Genomic DNA, 16,986 nt, shown 5'->3' with positions numbered 1-16,986 from the left:
GCGGCTCGCTCTTTTTGTCAGGGCCCAACGATAATGGAGTGATCATCTTGATAAAAATGACTAGTAAAGCCCAGCAGGTAATTAAGGACATGCAACAAAACTTAGAAGAGGAAACGTATTTGAGATTTGGTGTAAACAGACCATGTTGTAACCAGATGAACTACTCATTAACCCTGTCACGAACTAAAAAGGAGCAAGAGGAAGTGCTCGTTTTACACGATATTAAAATTTTAATCGATCCAACGGACTCCCATTTTACAGATCTGACGGAGATTGATTTCGAAGGCGATGGATTTATAATCAGAAACCCGAATCCGTTGGTATCCCCCATCATCTAATAGACGAAAAAAGGGGGAAAGCTTAAATGGCTCTCCCCTTTTTCTATGAATCTATGGCATATACACGGTTTTAATATGTGTAAGCTTCAAAAACATTTGATCCCCGCCAGCTGTCGTTAACTCCACTAAATTGTTTTCAACCTCTTTAAGCACTCCAATCTTCATGGGGTCCTCTCCCCCATCAAAAACGACAAGCTTTCCTACATTTCTCTTTAATTGTTCTTCCAAGGAACGAACCATGGGCCCTTGTGAAGGATTGACGGGAAAACTCTCACTATTGAGGGTATAGGGCGTGGCATTTTGATTATATGGAGTAAGCCATTTAAGGTGATGCAGCGATATATACATCGTTTTATATACTGGCGAGTAGAAGGCAATGTAATCATTTAAAACATTGGTGATATAACCATGTATAGGGGCCTGTCCCGCAACATGGAGTTCTAAAAAAAATCCTTTTGCATTCATCAGCGCTTTTCGATAGGAAATGGAAGCCATCTCTTCCATCATGGGGGACTCTATAGGATATCTGATATCGTCATCGATCTCAGAACTTAGATTGAAACTTTGGACATGCAGCATTGGAAAGTATAAAAACTGCTGTCCATTGAACAATACCAGAATATCCGTACTCAGATCAGTTAGAATTCCTTTGAACGTTTTTTTTCCAGAGAGTTGAACATCAATCTGTTTACCCAGTAATGCAACTGCATCACTCATTACTATCTCCTCCTAGGGGTTAATCAGTTAAAAATCATATGCACCCAATAGAACAATAAGAGCAGCGTCACCACTGTTGATATTGGTATGACTATCAGGGAAACGCTTAAATAATCTTTCCACTTTATTTTCATTTTATTTTGTTTCAGGATATGCATCCAGATCAGTGAGGCAAGAGTACCGATGGGCAATAACAATGATCCCATGTCACTACCGATTATATTAGCGAGGTAAATGGTTTTTAAGGTGATGGGATCAAGTCCCATCTCAGTTAAGGTAATGGTACCTATCATTAGCGCTGGATGATTGTTGAAGATGTTTGATAAAATCGAAACTAATCCTCCCATGATAAAACTTGCACTCAGTAACCCTCGGTTTACAATCGGTTCACATATCTCTACGAGCACGGCTGTAAGCCCCACATTATGGAGACCATAAATGATGACATACATGGAGAATGCGAATATCAGGATTTTCCAAGGGGTCTTTTTTAAAATATCGACAGGATTGGTCCGTAAATGATACCATCTCCAGACCAGCAAGGATAAAGATCCTAGTACTGCAACCCATTCGATCGGAATGGAAAGATAAGAAGCGACAAAGAGTAAACAGCGCACCACGAACACATAGAGTAATACTTTCAACATGAATCCAGTGCGTTGCTTTTTTGTTTCAACCGTCATTTTCCCCTTTAAGGGGTGGAAATTCTTAGTGAAGAAACTTTCCTCTATGTCATAAGAGATTTCCGGTAATTTCTTGGGCAATTTTTTCTTGACCACAACGAACATCAACCATGACATAAAGATCAACCCCAGAGTTGCGGGGACAAACATCATGGCAGTATGCATATAAAGCGTCATATGCACAATTTGCAATGCGATTAAATTAACGATGTTACTCACGCCAATTGGCGCGCTGGAAGCAGTCGCAATCAACGCTCCACTCAAAAGATACGGGATGGCTTGATGCGGCTTCAATCTGAGGTTTTTCAGAAGCAAGATCAAGATGGGTGTAGTAATCATGATGCTGCCGTCGTTATTGAATAACAGGGTCATTAAAAAGCATAATAATTGAATGTACCAATATAGGCGGTATCCAGATCCTTTAGCCAGGATGGATAGTCTTGCAGCCGCCCAGTGAAAAAAACCGAAGCTTTCCAAGATGACTGCCATCACTATCGTTGCCATGATGGTGATCGATGCTCCACCGATTTTGTTGATGATATCCCAAATATCACTATGGGATACTGTACCAGTCAGTAAAATGATTCCTGCACCAATTGAAGCTGGCCATGCTTCATTTAAACCTCCTGGCCTCCATAATATAACTATCATTGTCATCACGAACACAAAAATAGTCATTCCAATCTCGAAATTCATGTTGTTCTCCCCTTTTTGGGCCTTGAGACATTGGACCCTACTTGTCCGATTGCTATATATATATTCCCTTTTGTAAAAAAAGCACGGGATACTTGCCCAGACTTTCTAAATTGTACCTTTGTCCTTCTAGTGAAAATGTCCCCTAAGGAGAGATGCGCATTGCCAATAAGCATGGTTAAGTGCCTATTAAATGATAAAATGGCGTCCGTTGCACCGTACAATGAACTCCCAATACAAAAAAAGAGGAAACCACTTTAGTGGCATCCCCTTTTGCAAAAAAGCGTATATTCGTTACTCTAATTCTTTATCTGGAATTCCCCCAGCGTATTTTCCAAATCATTTATTAACTGTGTAAGCTGCAGCGTATATTGCGCAAGTTCATTGGATGAAGCAGCTTGTTCCTCCATCGATGATGCAATTTCTTCTGACGAAGCCGTTGTTTGCTGAGATACGGCGGTTATTTCTTCTATCACTTTAACTACCGTTTCTTTTTGTTGATTGATGCTTTCAATGGATCGTGTTTCTTCAGTTATCGAATTGGATATCCTCCCAACGGAGTCCTCCAGCTCTTTCATGGCTTCACTAACCGTGATTACGGCATTTTTCTGATCCTTGCTGATTTGATTCGTTTCTTTGGTCGTTTTTAACAGTTCCTCTGTATCTTGCAGAATGCTTTGGATGATTGCTTGAATATTTTTTGTAGCTTCCTTTGAATCATCAGCCAAGCTCCGCACTTCATTCGCTACAACAGCAAACCCTTTGCCGGACTCACCTGCCCTTGCCGCTTCTATCGATGCATTCAAAGATAACAAATTGGTTTGTTCTGATATTTTCGATATGGCATTCGTGACATCGGAAATGGTTTTTGATTTTTCTACAAGTTTCAAGCTCATGCTAGTGACTTCCGTAAACGCCAACTCCAATTTCTGATACGATGTTTCCAGGCCACTGACCTGCTGTTTCCCTGATTCTATTTTTTCAGAAGCCTGCTCCAAAACGGATTGGGTCTCTCTGGATTGTTGTGATAACCCATCGATTTCTTCACTTAGTACCTGAATGGTACTTGCCCCATGTTCCACTTGTTCAGATTGATTCGATGCGCCAGCCGCAATCTCTTCTATCGCGCGTGAAACATCCGTAATGGCGGCACTATTTTCAGCAGCTATTTGGCTTAGTCCGGCATTGGCATGTGTTACGGATTCCGCGTTGGTGTTTACCTTGGCAACCAATCCCCTTAATTTCCCCAGCATCGAGTTATAGCTTTTGCTTAAGTCCCCAATTTCATCATTTGATTTAATGGCAAATTCGGTTACTAAATCCCCGCTCGCCGTCTTTTCTATGATTTTTTTGAAGTCGGCCATGATTTTCGTTAACTTTCCTGCAAGATAAAGGGCACAAATCGTACCAAATAAGAGACCTAAAATACCTGATATCAATACGATTCCATTAATATCATCCAGCTTGGATTGCAGTATTTTGTCTGGGGTGAGCGCCAGCACTTTCCAGTTCACTTCAGGAACCCCCATTCACCTGTATACTCTTCATTATCCAACTTCAAGGATTGACTTGTCTCAGCAGCTCCATTATAAATGTCGGCCACCCACTTGAACTCAGAATTGAATCGGGCAGTATCGGAAATGAAATCCTCCACCCCCTCTTCCTTTCCGCTTGTTTCAGGGTTCATATTCTTTCCATCCATATCTTTCATGAAGGAACTCACGATAAAACCTTGAGAATCCAAGACTACCAAATGACTAGTAGAATCTTTTTCGATACTGGCCCTCATATTTCCAATTGTCGAGAGGTCAATATCATAACCGAGGGCACCTGCCAAACACTATCCTTATACACGTCCATCCATTTCGTTTCTGGTTTTTCTGTTAGCTGTGTATAAGTTTTGGTCTCCCGGGCATCCTGATTGAAATCCATATGGGGCGAAGCATATAAGGAACCATCCGATCCATCCATATAATAAACCGAAATTAAATTTTCATTGTTCGTTTGAAATGCCTTTAACGTTTGTTGGATATCTTTGATTGAATCTCCATTCTTTATCTGATTGGAGATTAGCTGGGATAATTGCTCAAGCGAGTTTTCATATGTGGCCATGCTCAAATTGATTTGTGCCGCTGCATTTTGTGCCGAGCTTTTGTTGAGGGATATACTATCATCCTTAAAGATGGAAGTTACCTTCACCCCCATTATCGAAACGGAAACGACTATAGCGAGAAAAACGGATGTACATATAAACAATAGCCATTTTACCCGGATCGATATCCTTCTTTTTACTTTTTCTTTCTTGTCAGCCACTGAACTTCCCATTAATAATTTCCCCCTTTATTTGCTGCGGAAGCTTCTGCTTCCCTGTTTGATAACAAAGATTTAATCTATGCCAAAATGGATCCTTCCTTAATTAAGGTCACTTACTTTATTTTTCCACATAAACATACTATATACCTATTTTACCATTGTCAATTACAAATAAAGATAAAACGCATAGGCCCTAAGGTGTGCTCACACATAAAAAACACCGTTCGTATTCCAAACGATGTTTAAATCGCCTATATTTAAGGCATTTTCTAGCCAAATACCTTTATCTATAGGGTTAAATTCCTCTGATCATTTTCCATATTTTCATGATTCTTTTACAATTATTTTTGCAGACTTCAACCAAAAATGACTCTATTGTTCAAAATCGACGGTTATAAAATCCGAAAAGTGGATAGCATTGATGAATTCAAAAAAAAACCCTTGGATTCTTTAGAATCAAGGGTTTCACTTGGGTAATAATAGGTTTAATGCAAGAATTAGCGTAATGCTGCGGCTAAGCTTTCTCCGAATTCTTTGGCGCCATCCGGTCCATCACCAGTGATTATATCATCTTGTGCAACGACATGCTGTTCAACATATTCAACGGAATTAGCTTTCAATTCGTCAATTTGAACATCAACTGGGTAACAAGCAGCTTTTCGGCCAGAAAGCAAACCTGTTTTCGCTACAGTTACAGATCCTGCACATATACCCGTTACAAGGACTTTTTGCTCATGAGCTCGTTTCAAATAGCTTTGTAATTCCAGGTTACCCCATAGATGATCGTTCGTACCGGATCCTCCAATTACGGCCACTGCATCAAAATCACTGACTGAAACGTCAGAAAAGATCACTTCAGCCATTGCCTTTCCTTGATAGTCACCAGTAATTTCTCCTGTTTTCGTACTCGCTATCGTTACTTCCACTCCTGCATTTTCCAAAACTTCTTTAGGCTGAAATAATTCATCTTCATTAAAACGTTCTGGTGGTATAATTAGTAAAGCTTTTTTACTCATATAAATTGCCTCCTAAAATTCAATTGTCTGTATGACTATTCATATTGTATCGCTGCTTTTCAGCGCCGGGAAGAACGCACTTTAATGTGCGGAGGTTACCTAGAGGTTACTGTTAAATAAAAAAGGAGTTAAAGTCCATGTCAGAAACATTAAGAGATGAAATCAAAGAAAAGATCTTAAACGGCCATTATAATTGCGAAAAAGAGCTTACGTTATCCATATTTAGCGGCAAATGGAAAATCGTCATTTTATGGCATTTAGGTGTTGAAGGTACACACCGATTCAGTGACCTTCAAAGACTTTTCCCAAAAATATCACATAAAATCTTAACGAATCAATTGCGGGAACTTATGGAAGATGGCATCGTTCACCGGGAAGTTTATCCTGAAGTCCCTCCAAAAGTCGAATATTCCATGACCGAACTTGGCATGACCTTGCTCCCAATCGTTGAAATGATGTATGAGTGGGGAAAAACCAGAATGAATGAAATCAAACAAGAAATGCATGCAAGTGAAAATGATTTGAATAAATAAGGTATAAAAACGGACCGACAATGATGATATGTCGGTCTGTTTATTTCGAAGCTGACCAGTTCTATTGAAAAACGATATTTCATTTTTTATCTGGCTTGGTGTAATGCTGACCAATTGCACCTATTATTAATACGATGATCGAAATGACACTGTAGTCTTTAAAAAAGGGGGGGAACGGAATGTCCATAAATAAAAACACCTCCGTAACGATTCGTCCCAATAATAGAATCAATCCGATTATTACCATCCAATTAAATACTTTCCCCAAAAAATCCATGTTATCCTCCTTAAGCATTCTATTGATGTCTTATGCAGGTTTCATTTGATGTTCCTGATACGCCCCTTACAATCTGATAACTGAAGCCGCCCTATCCAATCTCATTATACCCGACACTTCATGAAGAAATGGACAAGTCATTGGGTTAACCGCTCAATTTCTCATGGCGTTTACTGTAACATCACTTGGGTTTCTGCATCGGCTTTCCAGCAAACACCCGATTCAATTTAACTATTTTTTCTGAATGCAAAAAAACACAAGCTATTTGCCTGTGTTTAGAATAAATGGATTAGTTAAACTATTGGGTCATTAAAATCGGGTTTCATACCACTTTTCACACGTATCTAAAGTCACAAGGCTCGGGAATTGTTTTCAAACGTATGCATTCTCACATTTCATGCATCAATTCGTTTGACGGCGGCCGTATATTCCTTATGCCATTTTTCCCATTCATCCATTGGAAAGTCCTGATGATGACCATCAAGTAAATCACTCAACATATCAAGGCAAACATGCCAGCCTGCCAAATCTTTTGCTGTATGATCATTAACTGGCGTGATGGATTCTTTCAATACTAATGAGCTTCCGTCCTTTTCAGGGGATACCTCGAAACGAACCCAGCCGTCCCCCCATTCAAAATCTAAAACGGCAAATTCCCGGAAATCCCTGATTTTCATTTCAAAAGATTCCCCTGACCCATCATTCATATTGAATAGGATGGTCCCTTCTTTTCGGAGGTCCTTCATTTCCAGGTTGGACATCCATTTTTCCACCTTATCATTCTCCGTCAAAACACCCCATACTTTTTCCACCGAATGATTAAGCAGGCGATCGAATCTTGCGATAATCCCATTACCTTCTTTTTCGATTACAGCTTGCATTTAAATTCCTCCTCATTCTATTCGTTCACATGGATATGACTTTTATCATAAAAAAACGGTCGAATCAAATTCACTGCTTTCCCCTCATTTTTACCATCCCTGACGCTTGGCTAAAGAAGTAATATGCGCAAGATGATGGCGGCCATGCCACGCATAAATGCCTATGTTTTTACCGACAGTCACCTCTCCTGAATCAGGATGGATGAATGTTCGGCTCAGGTCGTCTGCATGAAGGCCCGATAAAAGTTTACACAAGCGGATATGTACACTTTCAAGAAGGGATAGAGAAATTTCAATCGGCAAATCATAATCAGGCAGCTCTGCCCATTGCCCCTCCTCGTACGGTTTAATGACTGGGCTTTCCTCCGTAAGGGCCAATTTGAAGCGAATATACGCATTCATATGGCTATCGGCAACATGATGCACCACTTGGCGGACCGTCCATCCTCCAGGACGATAAGCTGTATCATGCTGTTCATCATCCATGTTACTTACCGCTTCCCGCAGCATCCCAGGCAAAGTTTCAATCTCGTTGATCCACCCCTCGGCTACACCACTAGTTATTTCACCGTCAAACTGAAACTTTCCAATTGGGTATCTTAAATCCATCTTCATTCCCCCTTGTGTTCAATAAAAATAGCACCTATATTACATTCTTTATAGTGGCTGATAAATCCTTTAGACCCGCAATTCTTGGCTATCGCAATCCTAAATTTGATCAAATCGCATTTTACATTGAAGTTCTGACAATGGCTAGCCCGAATGTAATATGCACTTTCCTTTTTAAATGCTTTCGTTTATGTAGCACACCCCTCTGGATATGTTTCTTCAACTGTGCGATCCCTGAAGACCCGTTTCTTGAACCTATACCCCGAATCAGATACTTCCTTCGGTTCGGCCGATGGCGATTTCCCCAGAACGTAAGCTCCTTAAAATCAAAGTACCAAGAATTCATTAGCAGGAATATTATTCCATTTCATTATAACGTATACTATTTCCTCATTTAGCAACCATAAACAAATGAATGGTATGTTCATCAGTATCTTTTAAACAAAGCATTCAACAATGGAAATGGGGATAGGAACCTTGAAAAAAATTAGTTCGATACAAACCTTAAGTATTTTCTTTTTATCCATTGGCCTTCTTAATCATGTTATTTTGATCCCTTTCCTTCTTTCTACCGGCGGAAGGGATTCTTGGTTTTTCTCACTCCTTTCTATTTTGCTGATACCAATTTGGGTCTGCCTATTATCTCGGATAATCAAGAATATGAATAATGAATCACTGAACCATTGGCTTGAAAATAGATTTGGAAAACCTATTAAAAATATCGTTTTATTTTGTATTGTGATCTATCTAATAAGCCTTGTATTGGCCACCACCAAGGAAACGATTGATTGGATCACTACAAGTTTTCTTTTTGAGACCCCAAGTTTAGCCATTATCATTCCGTTTACCCTGCTATGCATATTCCTGGCCCATTCTGGCATGCGCTCCATCGCCATTAGTTCTTCTATATTATTGCCCGTTGTCGTTATTCTTGGCATTTTTGTTGCGACTGGAAATATTCCGACTAAAGACTATAGCCACCTTCTGCCTCTTTTTGAAAATGGTTATTTTCATGGCATAAAAGCCTTCCAGTATTGTGGATATGGATTAGCCGAACTGATTTTACTAGCCTTTTTTCAGGAAAAACTATCGGATACACTCAGTCGCAAAGTTTTAGTTTTCTTATGTCTCGGTTTAGTGTTTCTGCTTCTTGGCCCATTAACGGGTGCTATTGCTGAGTTCGGGCCGACCTTAGGCGAAGCCATGAGGTACCCCTCTTATGAACAATGGCGGCTGCTTACGATTGGTAAATATATCGAGCATACAGATTTCTTTTCCATTTATCAATGGCTTGCCGGTGCCTATATCCGTGTTTCCCTAGCGTTATTCTTAATCACGGAAGTCTTTAAAGGAAAAACTAACAATATGAAGCTCGGAATCCTTTTCTCAGTTGGTTTCCTTATGGTAGTCATTTCCATCGTACCATTCAGTAACTTCAAGTTCTTGCATGTAAGTCAAAATTTTTATTACCCTGGTGCTTTTTATTTTCTTTTACTTTTGTCCACCATCTTGTTTATCGGCACTTTCATTCGTTCTAAGGAGGGTAAAAAAAACATGAGAATGAAACGATCCAAAAATGAACCAGCCCTGCCTGAATTGAGGGAGGAGACATTTCGGGAGTTATTTAGTGCAAGTTCAGATATCATATTTGACACAATCTATATCGGAGAAACCGAAAGGCCCATTCCTGCCGTTATCTTTTATTGCTCGGGTTTGGCCGATATCAGTTTATTGAACGAAGGGATTTTGGAAAAGTTAAACAAAATGATGGAATTGGATGAGAAAATCGGTGCGGAAAAAGCCATAAACAAGTTAAACCCCCTGTTAGATTTGACGAAAGTAACGATCGATCGGGAATTCATTAGCGTACAGCAGCTGATTTTCTCGGGGAATGCCTTATTATTCATACCGTCCACCCAAAAGCTATTTTCAATAAATTTGTCAGATGTTCCTAATAGGCAACCTGAGGAATCTTCTTTCGAAGTCTCCGTAAGAGGTCCAAGGGATGGGTTTGTCGAGGACTTATCCATAAATACAGCTTTAGTCAGAAAGCGTCTAAAAACAAAATCGCTAGCCTATGAAGACTTTATAGTGGGCAGGCGCAGTCAAACGAAAGTCGCACTGATGTACATGGATGACATCATTAATAAAGAACTTGTCACACATGTAAGGTCCAAAATTAACTCCATCGATATTGATGTATTGGTTAGCAGTCAACAATTGGAGGAATTGATCTCAAACAGTAAATTCAGTATATTTCCACTCACTCATTATACGAGTCGCCCTGATTTTGCAGTGGAAGCGCTCAATCAAGGAAGATTTATCCTGATCGTCGATGGTATGCCAACAATAATAGTGGCTCCTTCTACATTATTGCTTCAAATAAAAACCGCAGAAGATTCGAACCTTCCTTATTTATATGTAAGCATTGAGCGACTTCTTCGTTTTTTGGGGCTTGGGATCACCATTTTATTACCAGGATTTTGGATATCCATTTCCGCTTTCAACATTGAACAGGTACCGTTTCCGTTACTAGCCACCATAACCCTTTCAAGGCTCGGTCTCCCCTTATCCGCCACCATGGAATTCATTCTCATGCTCATTTTATTTGAACTATTCCGTGAATCCGGAGTCAGGTTACCTAAAGCGGTTGGGCAGACAGTTGCAGTTGTGGGCGGTCTCATTGTCGGTGATGCCGCGATAAGGGCAGGGCTCACCTCACAAACCATGCTTGTGGTTACTGCAGTAACTTCTGTCGCATCTTATACGCTTGTAAACCAGTCGCTAACAGGCGCCGTCACCATCCTGCGTATGTTTGTATTGTTGCTCAGCTGCATATACGGAATCTATGGCTTAATAATCGGTTTACTTTCGATTGTCACTTTATTATCCAGACTTGAATCATTCGGGGTTTCATATATTGGCGGAACAAAACCACCTAGATTCACAAAAATCCTGGATGCATTCATAAAGAGGCCATGGAATTCCATGAGTAAGCGATCCTTGGCCGCCAATGATAAGACAAGAAAGGGGCAGTAAGATCATGTTCCGCATCTATAAAATGTTGTTGATCATTCCTTTATTCCTTTTACTTTCGGGTTGCTGGGATGAAAAAACGATACAGGACTTCCATTATATAACTGCTCTAGGCATTGACTACAAAGATGGAGAATATATCGTTTATGCGCAGCTAGTCGACTTCGCTGCTGTAGCTAAAACGGAAGCGAAGCCGACTGAAAATCCCCCCGTATATGTAGGAAAACAAAAAGGCCGTTCCATCTCGAGCGCCGTAAATCAACTTATGCGAAATACTCAACAAGCTCTCTATATAGGTCATGTTTCCACATTTGTAATCAGTGAAAATGTGTTGAAGCAACAAAGCACTGAAATAGTCGATTATATTTATAGAAACCAATTACTTAGATACTCAGCTAATATTTTTGGCACAAAAAGTTCCATGGATGAGCTTTTCTCCATAAATGGTTATTTTAATTTGTCACCTTTATACACGACATTATATTTACCGGAAGATATCTATCGGAACCGATCATTCATTCACCCCATAACGGTCCAGAGGTATTATTCAAATCAACGGGAAAAATCATCAACCACCATCTTACCTACCATTACTTGGAACGATAAAGTATGGAAAGAAAAAGATAAAAACCGAAAAAGCCTTTATATGGATGGTGCTTTTGTCATTTACTATAAAGTGTCCCAACCCTGGTTCTCGGAAAATGAATTGAGCGGTGTACGCTGGCTCACAAAAAGAACCAACATAACTCCCGTAACCATTAGCTTGAACAAGCAAGACATCTATGCTTCTTTCTCGCATCCGTATCATAAAGTAAGACCTGTTTTCAAGAATGGCAAGTACAAGTTTGATATTGAAGTCGTCGTAAATGGTAAAATTCTAGGACTTGATACACAAATGGACATCGAAACAATCAAACGAAAATTCGAAAGTGAAATAAAAAGAGAAATCCAAACAACCTTTAAGACTGGGATTGAAAAGAACGCAGATCCTTTAAGCTTAGGCAAAATCCTCTATATTAAAGAGACAAAATACTGGCAAAAAAATCATATTAAAGAGCCGATCGATTTCCTGGACAAGGATTCAATTAATCATATTAACGTAAAGGTACACATCCTGAACACCGGCGGTTTAGAAGCTAAACCACTACGTTAATGAAGAGAGTTTATCTGAATTCTCGAGCAGTTGTTCAAATTCATGAGTTTAATGCTCACTCTCTCGAGTAATGCTCAATTCACGAGTATTTGCTCCAAACTCACGAGTTTTTGCTCCAAACTCACGAGTAAATGCACCAATTTCACGAGTATTTGCTCCAAACTCACGAGTATTTGCTCCAAACTCACGAGTAAATGCCCAATTTCACGAGTTTTTGCTCCAAACTTACGAGTAAATGCCCAAACTCACGAGTATTTGCTCCAAACTCACGAGTATTTGCTCCAAATTCACGAGTATTTGCTCCAAACTCACGAGTATTTGCCCCAAACTTACGAGTAAATGCCCAAACTCACGAGTATTTGCACCAAACTCACGAGTATTTGCTCCAAACTCACGAGTAAATGCCCAAACTCACGAGCATTTGCTCCAAACTCACGAGTAATGCCCAAACTCACGAGTTTTTGCTCCAAACTCACGAGTAATGCTCAATTCACGAGTAAATGCACCAATTTCACGAGTATTTGCTCCAAACTCACGAGTATTTGCTCCAATTTCACGAGTTTTTGCTCCAAACTCACGAGTTTTTGCTCCAAACTCACGAGTATTTGCCCAATTTCACGAGTAATGCTCAATTCACGAGTAAATGCACCAATTTCACGAGTATTTGCTCCAAATTCACGAGTATTTGCTCCAAACTCACGAGTATTTGCTCCAAACTTACGAGTACACTAAACTCTCGAGTAATGCTAACGTAACGCCTTTAGAGGATGGTGCCATACTTGGCTCCATCCTGAATTTTTTGGCTTTTTATTTAGTATTGGGACGTGCAAAAAAAAATCTGACATGTCACACTGCATAAATAAATGGTAAATTAAGAGTATTCCAACAATTAGGAGGGTTACATATGAGCATTCAGAAGGCTACATTACATGAGCTCGAATCTCTGACAGAACTTTTTGATTTATACAGAGTGTTTTATGAGCAAATATCTGATTATGATCGTGCAAAGGAGTTTTTAAGGGAAAGGCTGACAAATGGAGAGTCTGTGGTTTTCATGGGATTTGATGAAGGGCATCCTGTTGGTTTTGCCCAATTATATCCGACATTTTCATCTGTGAGCATGAAGCGGTCATGGGTACTGAACGATTTATTCGTGAAGGAGTCTGCCCGCAAAAAAGGATTTGGCGAGGGGTTATTGAACTCAGCCATCAATTTCGCACGAGAAACAGGTGCCAAAGGGGTATCCCTCGAGACAGGTAAAGATAATGTAAACGCACAAAAACTTTACGAAAAAATTGGTTTCGTCCGAGAATCGAATTATTTCTATCATTTCACCATTTAATATAAAAAAGTGTAGGGAAAATGTCTCCCTACACTTGGATGCTATTTATCTAGCAAATTAATTATTTAGCAGTTTCCATGCTGGCTTGAATTTCTTTAATTAGAAGTTCCGCACCTTCAGCGCTAAGAATTAGTTTACCATCAACAAGTTTCATATTGTCATCAGATGTTTCACCTGTTACCTGACAAGTCATGTTTGGTTTATATTTTTGAAGAATGATACGCTCTTGTTCTACATAGATCTCCAAAGCGTCTTTCTCATTAATTCCTAATGTACGGCGTAATTCAATTGGAATGACTACGCGTCCTAATTCGTCAACTTTACGTACTATACCTGTAGATTTCATATTATATTTACCTCACTAATTTTCTTTCGAATGTTCACCTATATATTTCGTCACCATTCGACATTATTTGCACTTCTATAAAGATACCACTCCCTACCATATTCGTCAATTCTCGTATCTTCGTATATTATCTACCTCTATATGATTTTTATATTAAATATCCATAACCCCTTCATAAAACGCGTCATAACAGCGTTCCCGGACATTCTATATGGGTTTTATTGGTATTGCCCTTATTTTAATATACTCGCTTCCATTCTGTATTCACTTATCATCAATCTTACTCATGCCGATTGATGGAGAAGGAAATTTACGGGTCTAATAGAATCCTATTGATTTTCTTGTGCATTTGAAGGACAATTTAAATTGGCAATTATAATATTTAGAAATTTCATTCTTCTGCTATTCATGCATTGGAACGTGATTCCATTTTTGAATAGGATAAACAATGTTTTCACATCATTTATTACTATAAGAAAGCCGAAACGTGCCATACTCAAGAGTCTTGGCTAATTACTGGCTCATAAAACAGATAGAGGTGAGTCAATTGCGTCCGATTATATTAGGTATTTGTTCTGCTTTCTTTTTTGCATTTACGTTCGTATTAAATCAGTCCATGGAGTTGTCTGGTGGAAGTTGGATATGGAGTGCTTCGCTACGGTATATATTTATGGTGCCTTTTCTTTTGTGTATCGTTCTAAGCAGAAAAAACCTGCTTCCCCTTTTACGTGTGATGAGAGAACGGCCGGGATCCTGGTTGCTTTGGAGTTTTGTAGGATTTGGATTGTTTTATGCTCCTTTATGTTTTGCATCCGCCTACTCGCCTGGCTGGCTAATCGCTGGCACTTGGCAAATCACGATCATTTCAGGCGCTTTACTTGCCCCGCTATTTTTTGAAAATGCCCAAACGAAAAATGGGATCGAAAGGCAAAGAGGGAGGGTTTCCGTGAAAGGCCTCCTCATGTCCATGATCATTCTGCTTGGGATCATCCTGATGCAATTGGAACACACCAAACATATTTCAATGGCCAATCTCTTGTTAGGAGTGATTCCAATCATCATCGCCTCGTTTGCATACCCTTTGGGGAATCGCAAAATGATGGAAATTTCTGAAGGGCGTTTAGATGCCTACCAACGTGTATTAGGAATGACTTTGGCGAGTTTACCATTCTGGTTTTTGCTTTCATTGTATGGTTTCTTTACGGTTGGGGCACCGACGAGGATGCAGAGTTTTCAATCCCTTTTGGTCGCACTATTTTCTGGTGTCATTGCCACGGTCCTTTTTTTCAAGGCGACCGATCTGGTAAGTGGAAATATGCAGAAATTAGCTTCCGTTGAAGCGACACAATCGATGGAAGTCCTTTTTGCCCTTGCTGGCGAATTACTATTTCTATCTTTACCGATCCCTTCTCCTTTATCTTGGTTCGGCATCTTTATCGTGATCATAGGAATGATCTTGCATAGCTATGCATCACATAAAAAAGAAGGCTCATCCAGAAAACGGACGGCAAGTGCCTAAATAGGAAGCTAAAAAAGCCCCGGATAAGATTTCGGGGCTTTTTTGACTTGAAAACAGAAACTGATTACGTTCTTTTTTTCCATTGACAGGTCATAATAAATTGATGATTTTTTAATTGCAGCCGTTTTCAGAAATCCGCTCCCATTCCGCCGACTGTCTGCCAAGCTCCTCGCCGCAAGCCCCTTTGGTGTCTCGGCTAGCTAGTTTTTCGTCAGGAGTGTCGCAAATTTCTTTAAGCTAGTGAGGGCTCATCCCATATAAAACAGGACAAAATTATAGAGTATTACCAAGTCGGGCGCCTAACGGAAGGGGGGGATAAAATCTTCCTCCAGCCACATGCCGCGCTACGTACCGATCTTATATTCCTTTTTTCCTTCTCAGAAAGATGAAGTGAATTTTTCTGCTGTTATCCATGATATGCCCTCTTTTCCTGATGGTCATTTAAACTAAAAACCTTGGGATATATTAAGTCATCCATACTGAAACGTTACGGAACCAATGCAGATATTAGGCAAAAATGGGCATGGCATTGGCAAAACTTTTACCTTGAGTAAGTTCAAAAAGTATGTATAATGAAAGGTAATTGTATATGTCAAAGGTTTTCTAGGGTTCCGCAGTGCGTCTTATTGCTGGTCTGGTCCGAGAGAAAACTCACAGCATGCTGTGTCACGGAAGGATAAAAGCCTGGGAGAAACTGTTTAACGGTTATCTCTTGGGCTTTTTTTTGTTTTTTTGGTAAAGAATAAAATCGGAGGTGCGATAATTCATGAGCACAAACTGGGTTAAAGTATTCATTGCGGCTTTTTTTGAAGTTTTTTGGGTGATCGGCTTAAAGCATGCAGATGACTTTTGGACTTGGACTGGAACGGTCATTTCCATCATCATCAGTTTTTATATGATGATAATGGCTGGCCGGAAACTTCCTGTCGGAACGGTATATGCCGTTTTTGTAGGTATGGGAACGGCCGGCACCGTTTTTTCTGAAATCATTTTCTTTGGAGAATCTTTCAAGCTGAGCAAAACGCTATTGATCCTCCTCTTATTATCAGGGGTGATCGGCTTGAAACTAGTGACTGAAGATAAGGTTGAGGAAGGGGATGAAACTTAATGGCTTGGATCTCTTTAATCTTAGCTGGATTATTTGAAATGTTTGGTGTCGCGATGATAAATAAATTGCATAAAGACCGTAATTGGCAATCCCTGCTGCTTTTATTCATCGGATTTGGAGCAAGTTTTCTATTTCTTGCTTACGCCATGCAAACCTTGCCGATGGGGACGGCTTATGCAATCTGGACAGGAATCGGCGCATCTGGCGGAGCGATTATCGGGATGCTCTTATACGGGGAATCCAAAGATTGGCGAAGGGTGGTATTTATTGCCATGGTGCTTGGCGCAGCAGTGGGATTAAAACTTGTTTCATAGGAATGAGTGAAAGTGATTTTACTTTGTCTGTAGAAATGCCAGAAAAAAGGAATATGAAACCACTATTAAGGACACTCCTGGACCTATTTTATATATAAGCTTAGAAAA

Annotated in this window: 20 protein-coding genes and 1 riboswitch; of the genes, 8 read left to right on the top strand and 12 right to left on the bottom strand. The window is 39.9% G+C overall.

Going from position 1 to position 16,986, the window contains the following annotated elements; translation table 11 throughout:
• The first annotated feature begins 56 nt into the window (after positions 1–56).
• Positions 57–338 carry an iron-sulfur cluster biosynthesis family protein gene (locus tag LQ203_RS21175; protein ID WP_230161143.1) on the top strand — a complete coding sequence of 94 codons (282 nt, stop codon included), beginning with the start codon at positions 57–59 and terminating at the stop codon, positions 336–338.
• Positions 339–389: 51 nt separating this feature from the next.
• Here the strand turns inward: LQ203_RS21175 and LQ203_RS21170 are convergent, their stop codons facing one another.
• From LQ203_RS21170 to LQ203_RS21145, 6 genes are all read right to left on the bottom strand, one after another.
• A complete protein-coding gene (locus tag LQ203_RS21170; protein ID WP_230161072.1) occupies positions 390–1,055 on the bottom strand; it encodes a DUF2642 domain-containing protein in 666 nt (221 codons plus the stop codon).
• 23 nt (positions 1,056–1,078) lie between these two features.
• Entirely contained in the window at positions 1,079–2,434 is a 1,356-nt protein-coding gene (locus tag LQ203_RS21165; protein ID WP_230161070.1) for an arsenic transporter, read from the bottom strand.
• Positions 2,435–2,730: 296 nt separating this feature from the next.
• The gene (locus LQ203_RS21160; RefSeq protein WP_230161068.1) at positions 2,731–3,945 is read right to left on the bottom strand and encodes a methyl-accepting chemotaxis protein; all 1,215 of its coding nucleotides are present in this window, start codon (positions 3,943–3,945) and stop codon (positions 2,731–2,733) included.
• Positions 3,942–4,142, bottom strand: coding sequence for a hypothetical protein (locus LQ203_RS21155; RefSeq protein ID WP_230161066.1), 201 nt, complete (start codon positions 4,140–4,142; stop codon positions 3,942–3,944). Before LQ203_RS21155 ends, LQ203_RS21160 begins: the two co-directional genes overlap by 4 nt.
• 74 nt (positions 4,143–4,216) lie before the next feature.
• Positions 4,217–4,756 (bottom strand): hypothetical protein, encoded by a 540-nt coding sequence (locus LQ203_RS21150; protein ID WP_230161064.1) that lies wholly within the window; start codon positions 4,754–4,756, stop codon positions 4,217–4,219.
• Positions 4,757–5,241: 485 nt separating this feature from the next.
• The gene (locus LQ203_RS21145; RefSeq protein WP_230161062.1) at positions 5,242–5,760 is read right to left on the bottom strand and encodes a DJ-1/PfpI family protein; all 519 of its coding nucleotides are present in this window, start codon (positions 5,758–5,760) and stop codon (positions 5,242–5,244) included.
• Between the two features lie 137 nt (positions 5,761–5,897).
• Between LQ203_RS21145 and LQ203_RS21140 the strand changes: the two genes are divergently transcribed.
• Complete coding sequence (locus LQ203_RS21140; protein ID WP_230161060.1) at positions 5,898–6,293, top strand: helix-turn-helix domain-containing protein; 396 nt, start codon at positions 5,898–5,900, stop codon at positions 6,291–6,293.
• A gap of 79 nt (positions 6,294–6,372) precedes the next feature.
• On the opposite strand, the gene LQ203_RS21135 is transcribed toward LQ203_RS21140, so the two are convergent.
• From LQ203_RS21135 to LQ203_RS21125, 3 genes are all read right to left on the bottom strand, one after another.
• Positions 6,373–6,570, bottom strand: a complete 198-nt coding sequence (locus LQ203_RS21135) for a hypothetical protein (protein WP_230161058.1) — start codon at positions 6,568–6,570, stop codon at positions 6,373–6,375.
• A gap of 395 nt (positions 6,571–6,965) precedes the next feature.
• Positions 6,966–7,451, bottom strand: coding sequence for an SRPBCC family protein (locus LQ203_RS21130; RefSeq protein WP_230161056.1), 486 nt, complete (start codon positions 7,449–7,451; stop codon positions 6,966–6,968).
• Between the two features lie 90 nt (positions 7,452–7,541).
• Entirely contained in the window at positions 7,542–8,066 is a 525-nt protein-coding gene (locus LQ203_RS21125; protein ID WP_230161054.1) for a YfiT family bacillithiol transferase, read from the bottom strand.
• Positions 8,067–8,516: 450 nt separating this feature from the next.
• On the opposite strand from LQ203_RS21125, the gene LQ203_RS21120 reads away from it, so the two are divergent.
• Positions 8,517–11,099 (top strand): endospore germination permease, encoded by a 2,583-nt coding sequence (locus tag LQ203_RS21120; RefSeq protein WP_356715009.1) that lies wholly within the window; start codon positions 8,517–8,519, stop codon positions 11,097–11,099.
• A 4-nt stretch (positions 11,100–11,103) separates the two neighbouring features.
• Positions 11,104–12,249: a Ger(x)C family spore germination protein gene (locus tag LQ203_RS21115; protein ID WP_230161052.1), complete on the top strand. Its 1,146-nt coding sequence runs from the start codon at positions 11,104–11,106 to the stop codon at positions 12,247–12,249.
• Between the two features lie 329 nt (positions 12,250–12,578).
• Here the strand turns inward: LQ203_RS21115 and LQ203_RS21110 are convergent, their stop codons facing one another.
• Both LQ203_RS21110 and LQ203_RS21105 read right to left on the bottom strand, forming a co-directional pair.
• Positions 12,579–12,725: a hypothetical protein gene (locus tag LQ203_RS21110; protein ID WP_230161050.1), complete on the bottom strand. Its 147-nt coding sequence runs from the start codon at positions 12,723–12,725 to the stop codon at positions 12,579–12,581.
• 9 nt (positions 12,726–12,734) lie between these two features.
• On the bottom strand, positions 12,735–12,881 hold the full coding sequence (locus LQ203_RS21105) for a hypothetical protein (protein ID WP_230161049.1): 147 nt from the start codon (positions 12,879–12,881) through the stop codon (positions 12,735–12,737).
• A gap of 272 nt (positions 12,882–13,153) precedes the next feature.
• Between LQ203_RS21105 and LQ203_RS21100 the strand changes: the two genes are divergently transcribed.
• Entirely contained in the window at positions 13,154–13,591 is a 438-nt protein-coding gene (locus LQ203_RS21100) for a GNAT family N-acetyltransferase (RefSeq protein WP_230161046.1), read from the top strand.
• Between the two features lie 61 nt (positions 13,592–13,652).
• On the opposite strand, the gene LQ203_RS21095 is transcribed toward LQ203_RS21100, so the two are convergent.
• A complete protein-coding gene (locus LQ203_RS21095; RefSeq protein WP_230161044.1) occupies positions 13,653–13,937 on the bottom strand; it encodes an AbrB/MazE/SpoVT family DNA-binding domain-containing protein in 285 nt (94 codons plus the stop codon).
• A 547-nt stretch (positions 13,938–14,484) separates the two neighbouring features.
• On the opposite strand from LQ203_RS21095, the gene LQ203_RS21090 reads away from it, so the two are divergent.
• The 3 genes from LQ203_RS21090 to LQ203_RS21080 all read left to right on the top strand — a co-directional run bounded on the left by LQ203_RS21090 (position 14,485) and on the right by LQ203_RS21080 (position 16,878).
• Positions 14,485–15,456: a multidrug resistance efflux transporter family protein gene (locus tag LQ203_RS21090; RefSeq protein WP_230161140.1), complete on the top strand. Its 972-nt coding sequence runs from the start codon at positions 14,485–14,487 to the stop codon at positions 15,454–15,456.
• A 592-nt stretch (positions 15,457–16,048) separates the two neighbouring features.
• Positions 16,049–16,149, top strand: a riboswitch (guanidine-I (ykkC/yxkD leader).
• Between the two features lie 73 nt (positions 16,150–16,222).
• A complete protein-coding gene (locus LQ203_RS21085; protein ID WP_230161042.1) occupies positions 16,223–16,564 on the top strand; it encodes a multidrug efflux SMR transporter in 342 nt (113 codons plus the stop codon).
• Positions 16,564–16,878, top strand: coding sequence for a multidrug efflux SMR transporter (locus LQ203_RS21080; protein ID WP_230161041.1), 315 nt, complete (start codon positions 16,564–16,566; stop codon positions 16,876–16,878). Before LQ203_RS21085 ends, LQ203_RS21080 begins: the two co-directional genes overlap by 1 nt.
• The last annotated feature ends 108 nt before the right edge of the window (positions 16,879–16,986 follow it).

The organism is Peribacillus sp. Bi96, from assembly GCF_918698115.1.
Taxonomy (GTDB): Bacteria; Bacillota; Bacilli; order Bacillales; family DSM-1321; genus Peribacillus.
The sequence above is the reverse complement of the archived record's forward strand: the minus strand, read 5'-3'. Positions and strand labels throughout refer to the sequence as shown.

Bases quoted from the DNA above. Each gene is read 5' to 3' on its own strand.
- LQ203_RS21175 (WP_230161143.1), top strand. From the start codon at position 57: ATGACTAGTAAAGCCCAGCAGGTAATTAAGGACATGCAACAAAACTTA.
- LQ203_RS21170 (WP_230161072.1), bottom strand. From the start codon at position 1,055: ATGAGTGATGCAGTTGCATTACTGGGTAAACAGATTGATGTTCAACTC.
- LQ203_RS21165 (WP_230161070.1), bottom strand. From the start codon at position 2,434: ATGAATTTCGAGATTGGAATGACTATTTTTGTGTTCGTGATGACAATG.
- LQ203_RS21155 (WP_230161066.1), bottom strand. From the start codon at position 4,142: ATGAAAGATATGGATGGAAAGAATATGAACCCTGAAACAAGCGGAAAG.
- LQ203_RS21150 (WP_230161064.1), bottom strand. From the start codon at position 4,756: ATGGGAAGTTCAGTGGCTGACAAGAAAGAAAAAGTAAAAAGAAGGATA.
- LQ203_RS21145 (WP_230161062.1), bottom strand. From the start codon at position 5,760: ATGAGTAAAAAAGCTTTACTAATTATACCACCAGAACGTTTTAATGAA.
- LQ203_RS21140 (WP_230161060.1), top strand. From the start codon at position 5,898: ATGTCAGAAACATTAAGAGATGAAATCAAAGAAAAGATCTTAAACGGC.
- LQ203_RS21135 (WP_230161058.1), bottom strand. From the start codon at position 6,570: ATGGATTTTTTGGGGAAAGTATTTAATTGGATGGTAATAATCGGATTG.
- LQ203_RS21130 (WP_230161056.1), bottom strand. From the start codon at position 7,451: ATGCAAGCTGTAATCGAAAAAGAAGGTAATGGGATTATCGCAAGATTC.
- LQ203_RS21125 (WP_230161054.1), bottom strand. From the start codon at position 8,066: ATGAAGATGGATTTAAGATACCCAATTGGAAAGTTTCAGTTTGACGGT.
- LQ203_RS21120 (WP_356715009.1), top strand. From the start codon at position 8,517: ATGGAAATGGGGATAGGAACCTTGAAAAAAATTAGTTCGATACAAACC.
- LQ203_RS21115 (WP_230161052.1), top strand. From the start codon at position 11,104: ATGTTCCGCATCTATAAAATGTTGTTGATCATTCCTTTATTCCTTTTA.
- LQ203_RS21100 (WP_230161046.1), top strand. From the start codon at position 13,154: ATGAGCATTCAGAAGGCTACATTACATGAGCTCGAATCTCTGACAGAA.
- LQ203_RS21095 (WP_230161044.1), bottom strand. From the start codon at position 13,937: ATGAAATCTACAGGTATAGTACGTAAAGTTGACGAATTAGGACGCGTA.
- LQ203_RS21085 (WP_230161042.1), top strand. From the start codon at position 16,223: ATGAGCACAAACTGGGTTAAAGTATTCATTGCGGCTTTTTTTGAAGTT.
- LQ203_RS21080 (WP_230161041.1), top strand. From the start codon at position 16,564: ATGGCTTGGATCTCTTTAATCTTAGCTGGATTATTTGAAATGTTTGGT.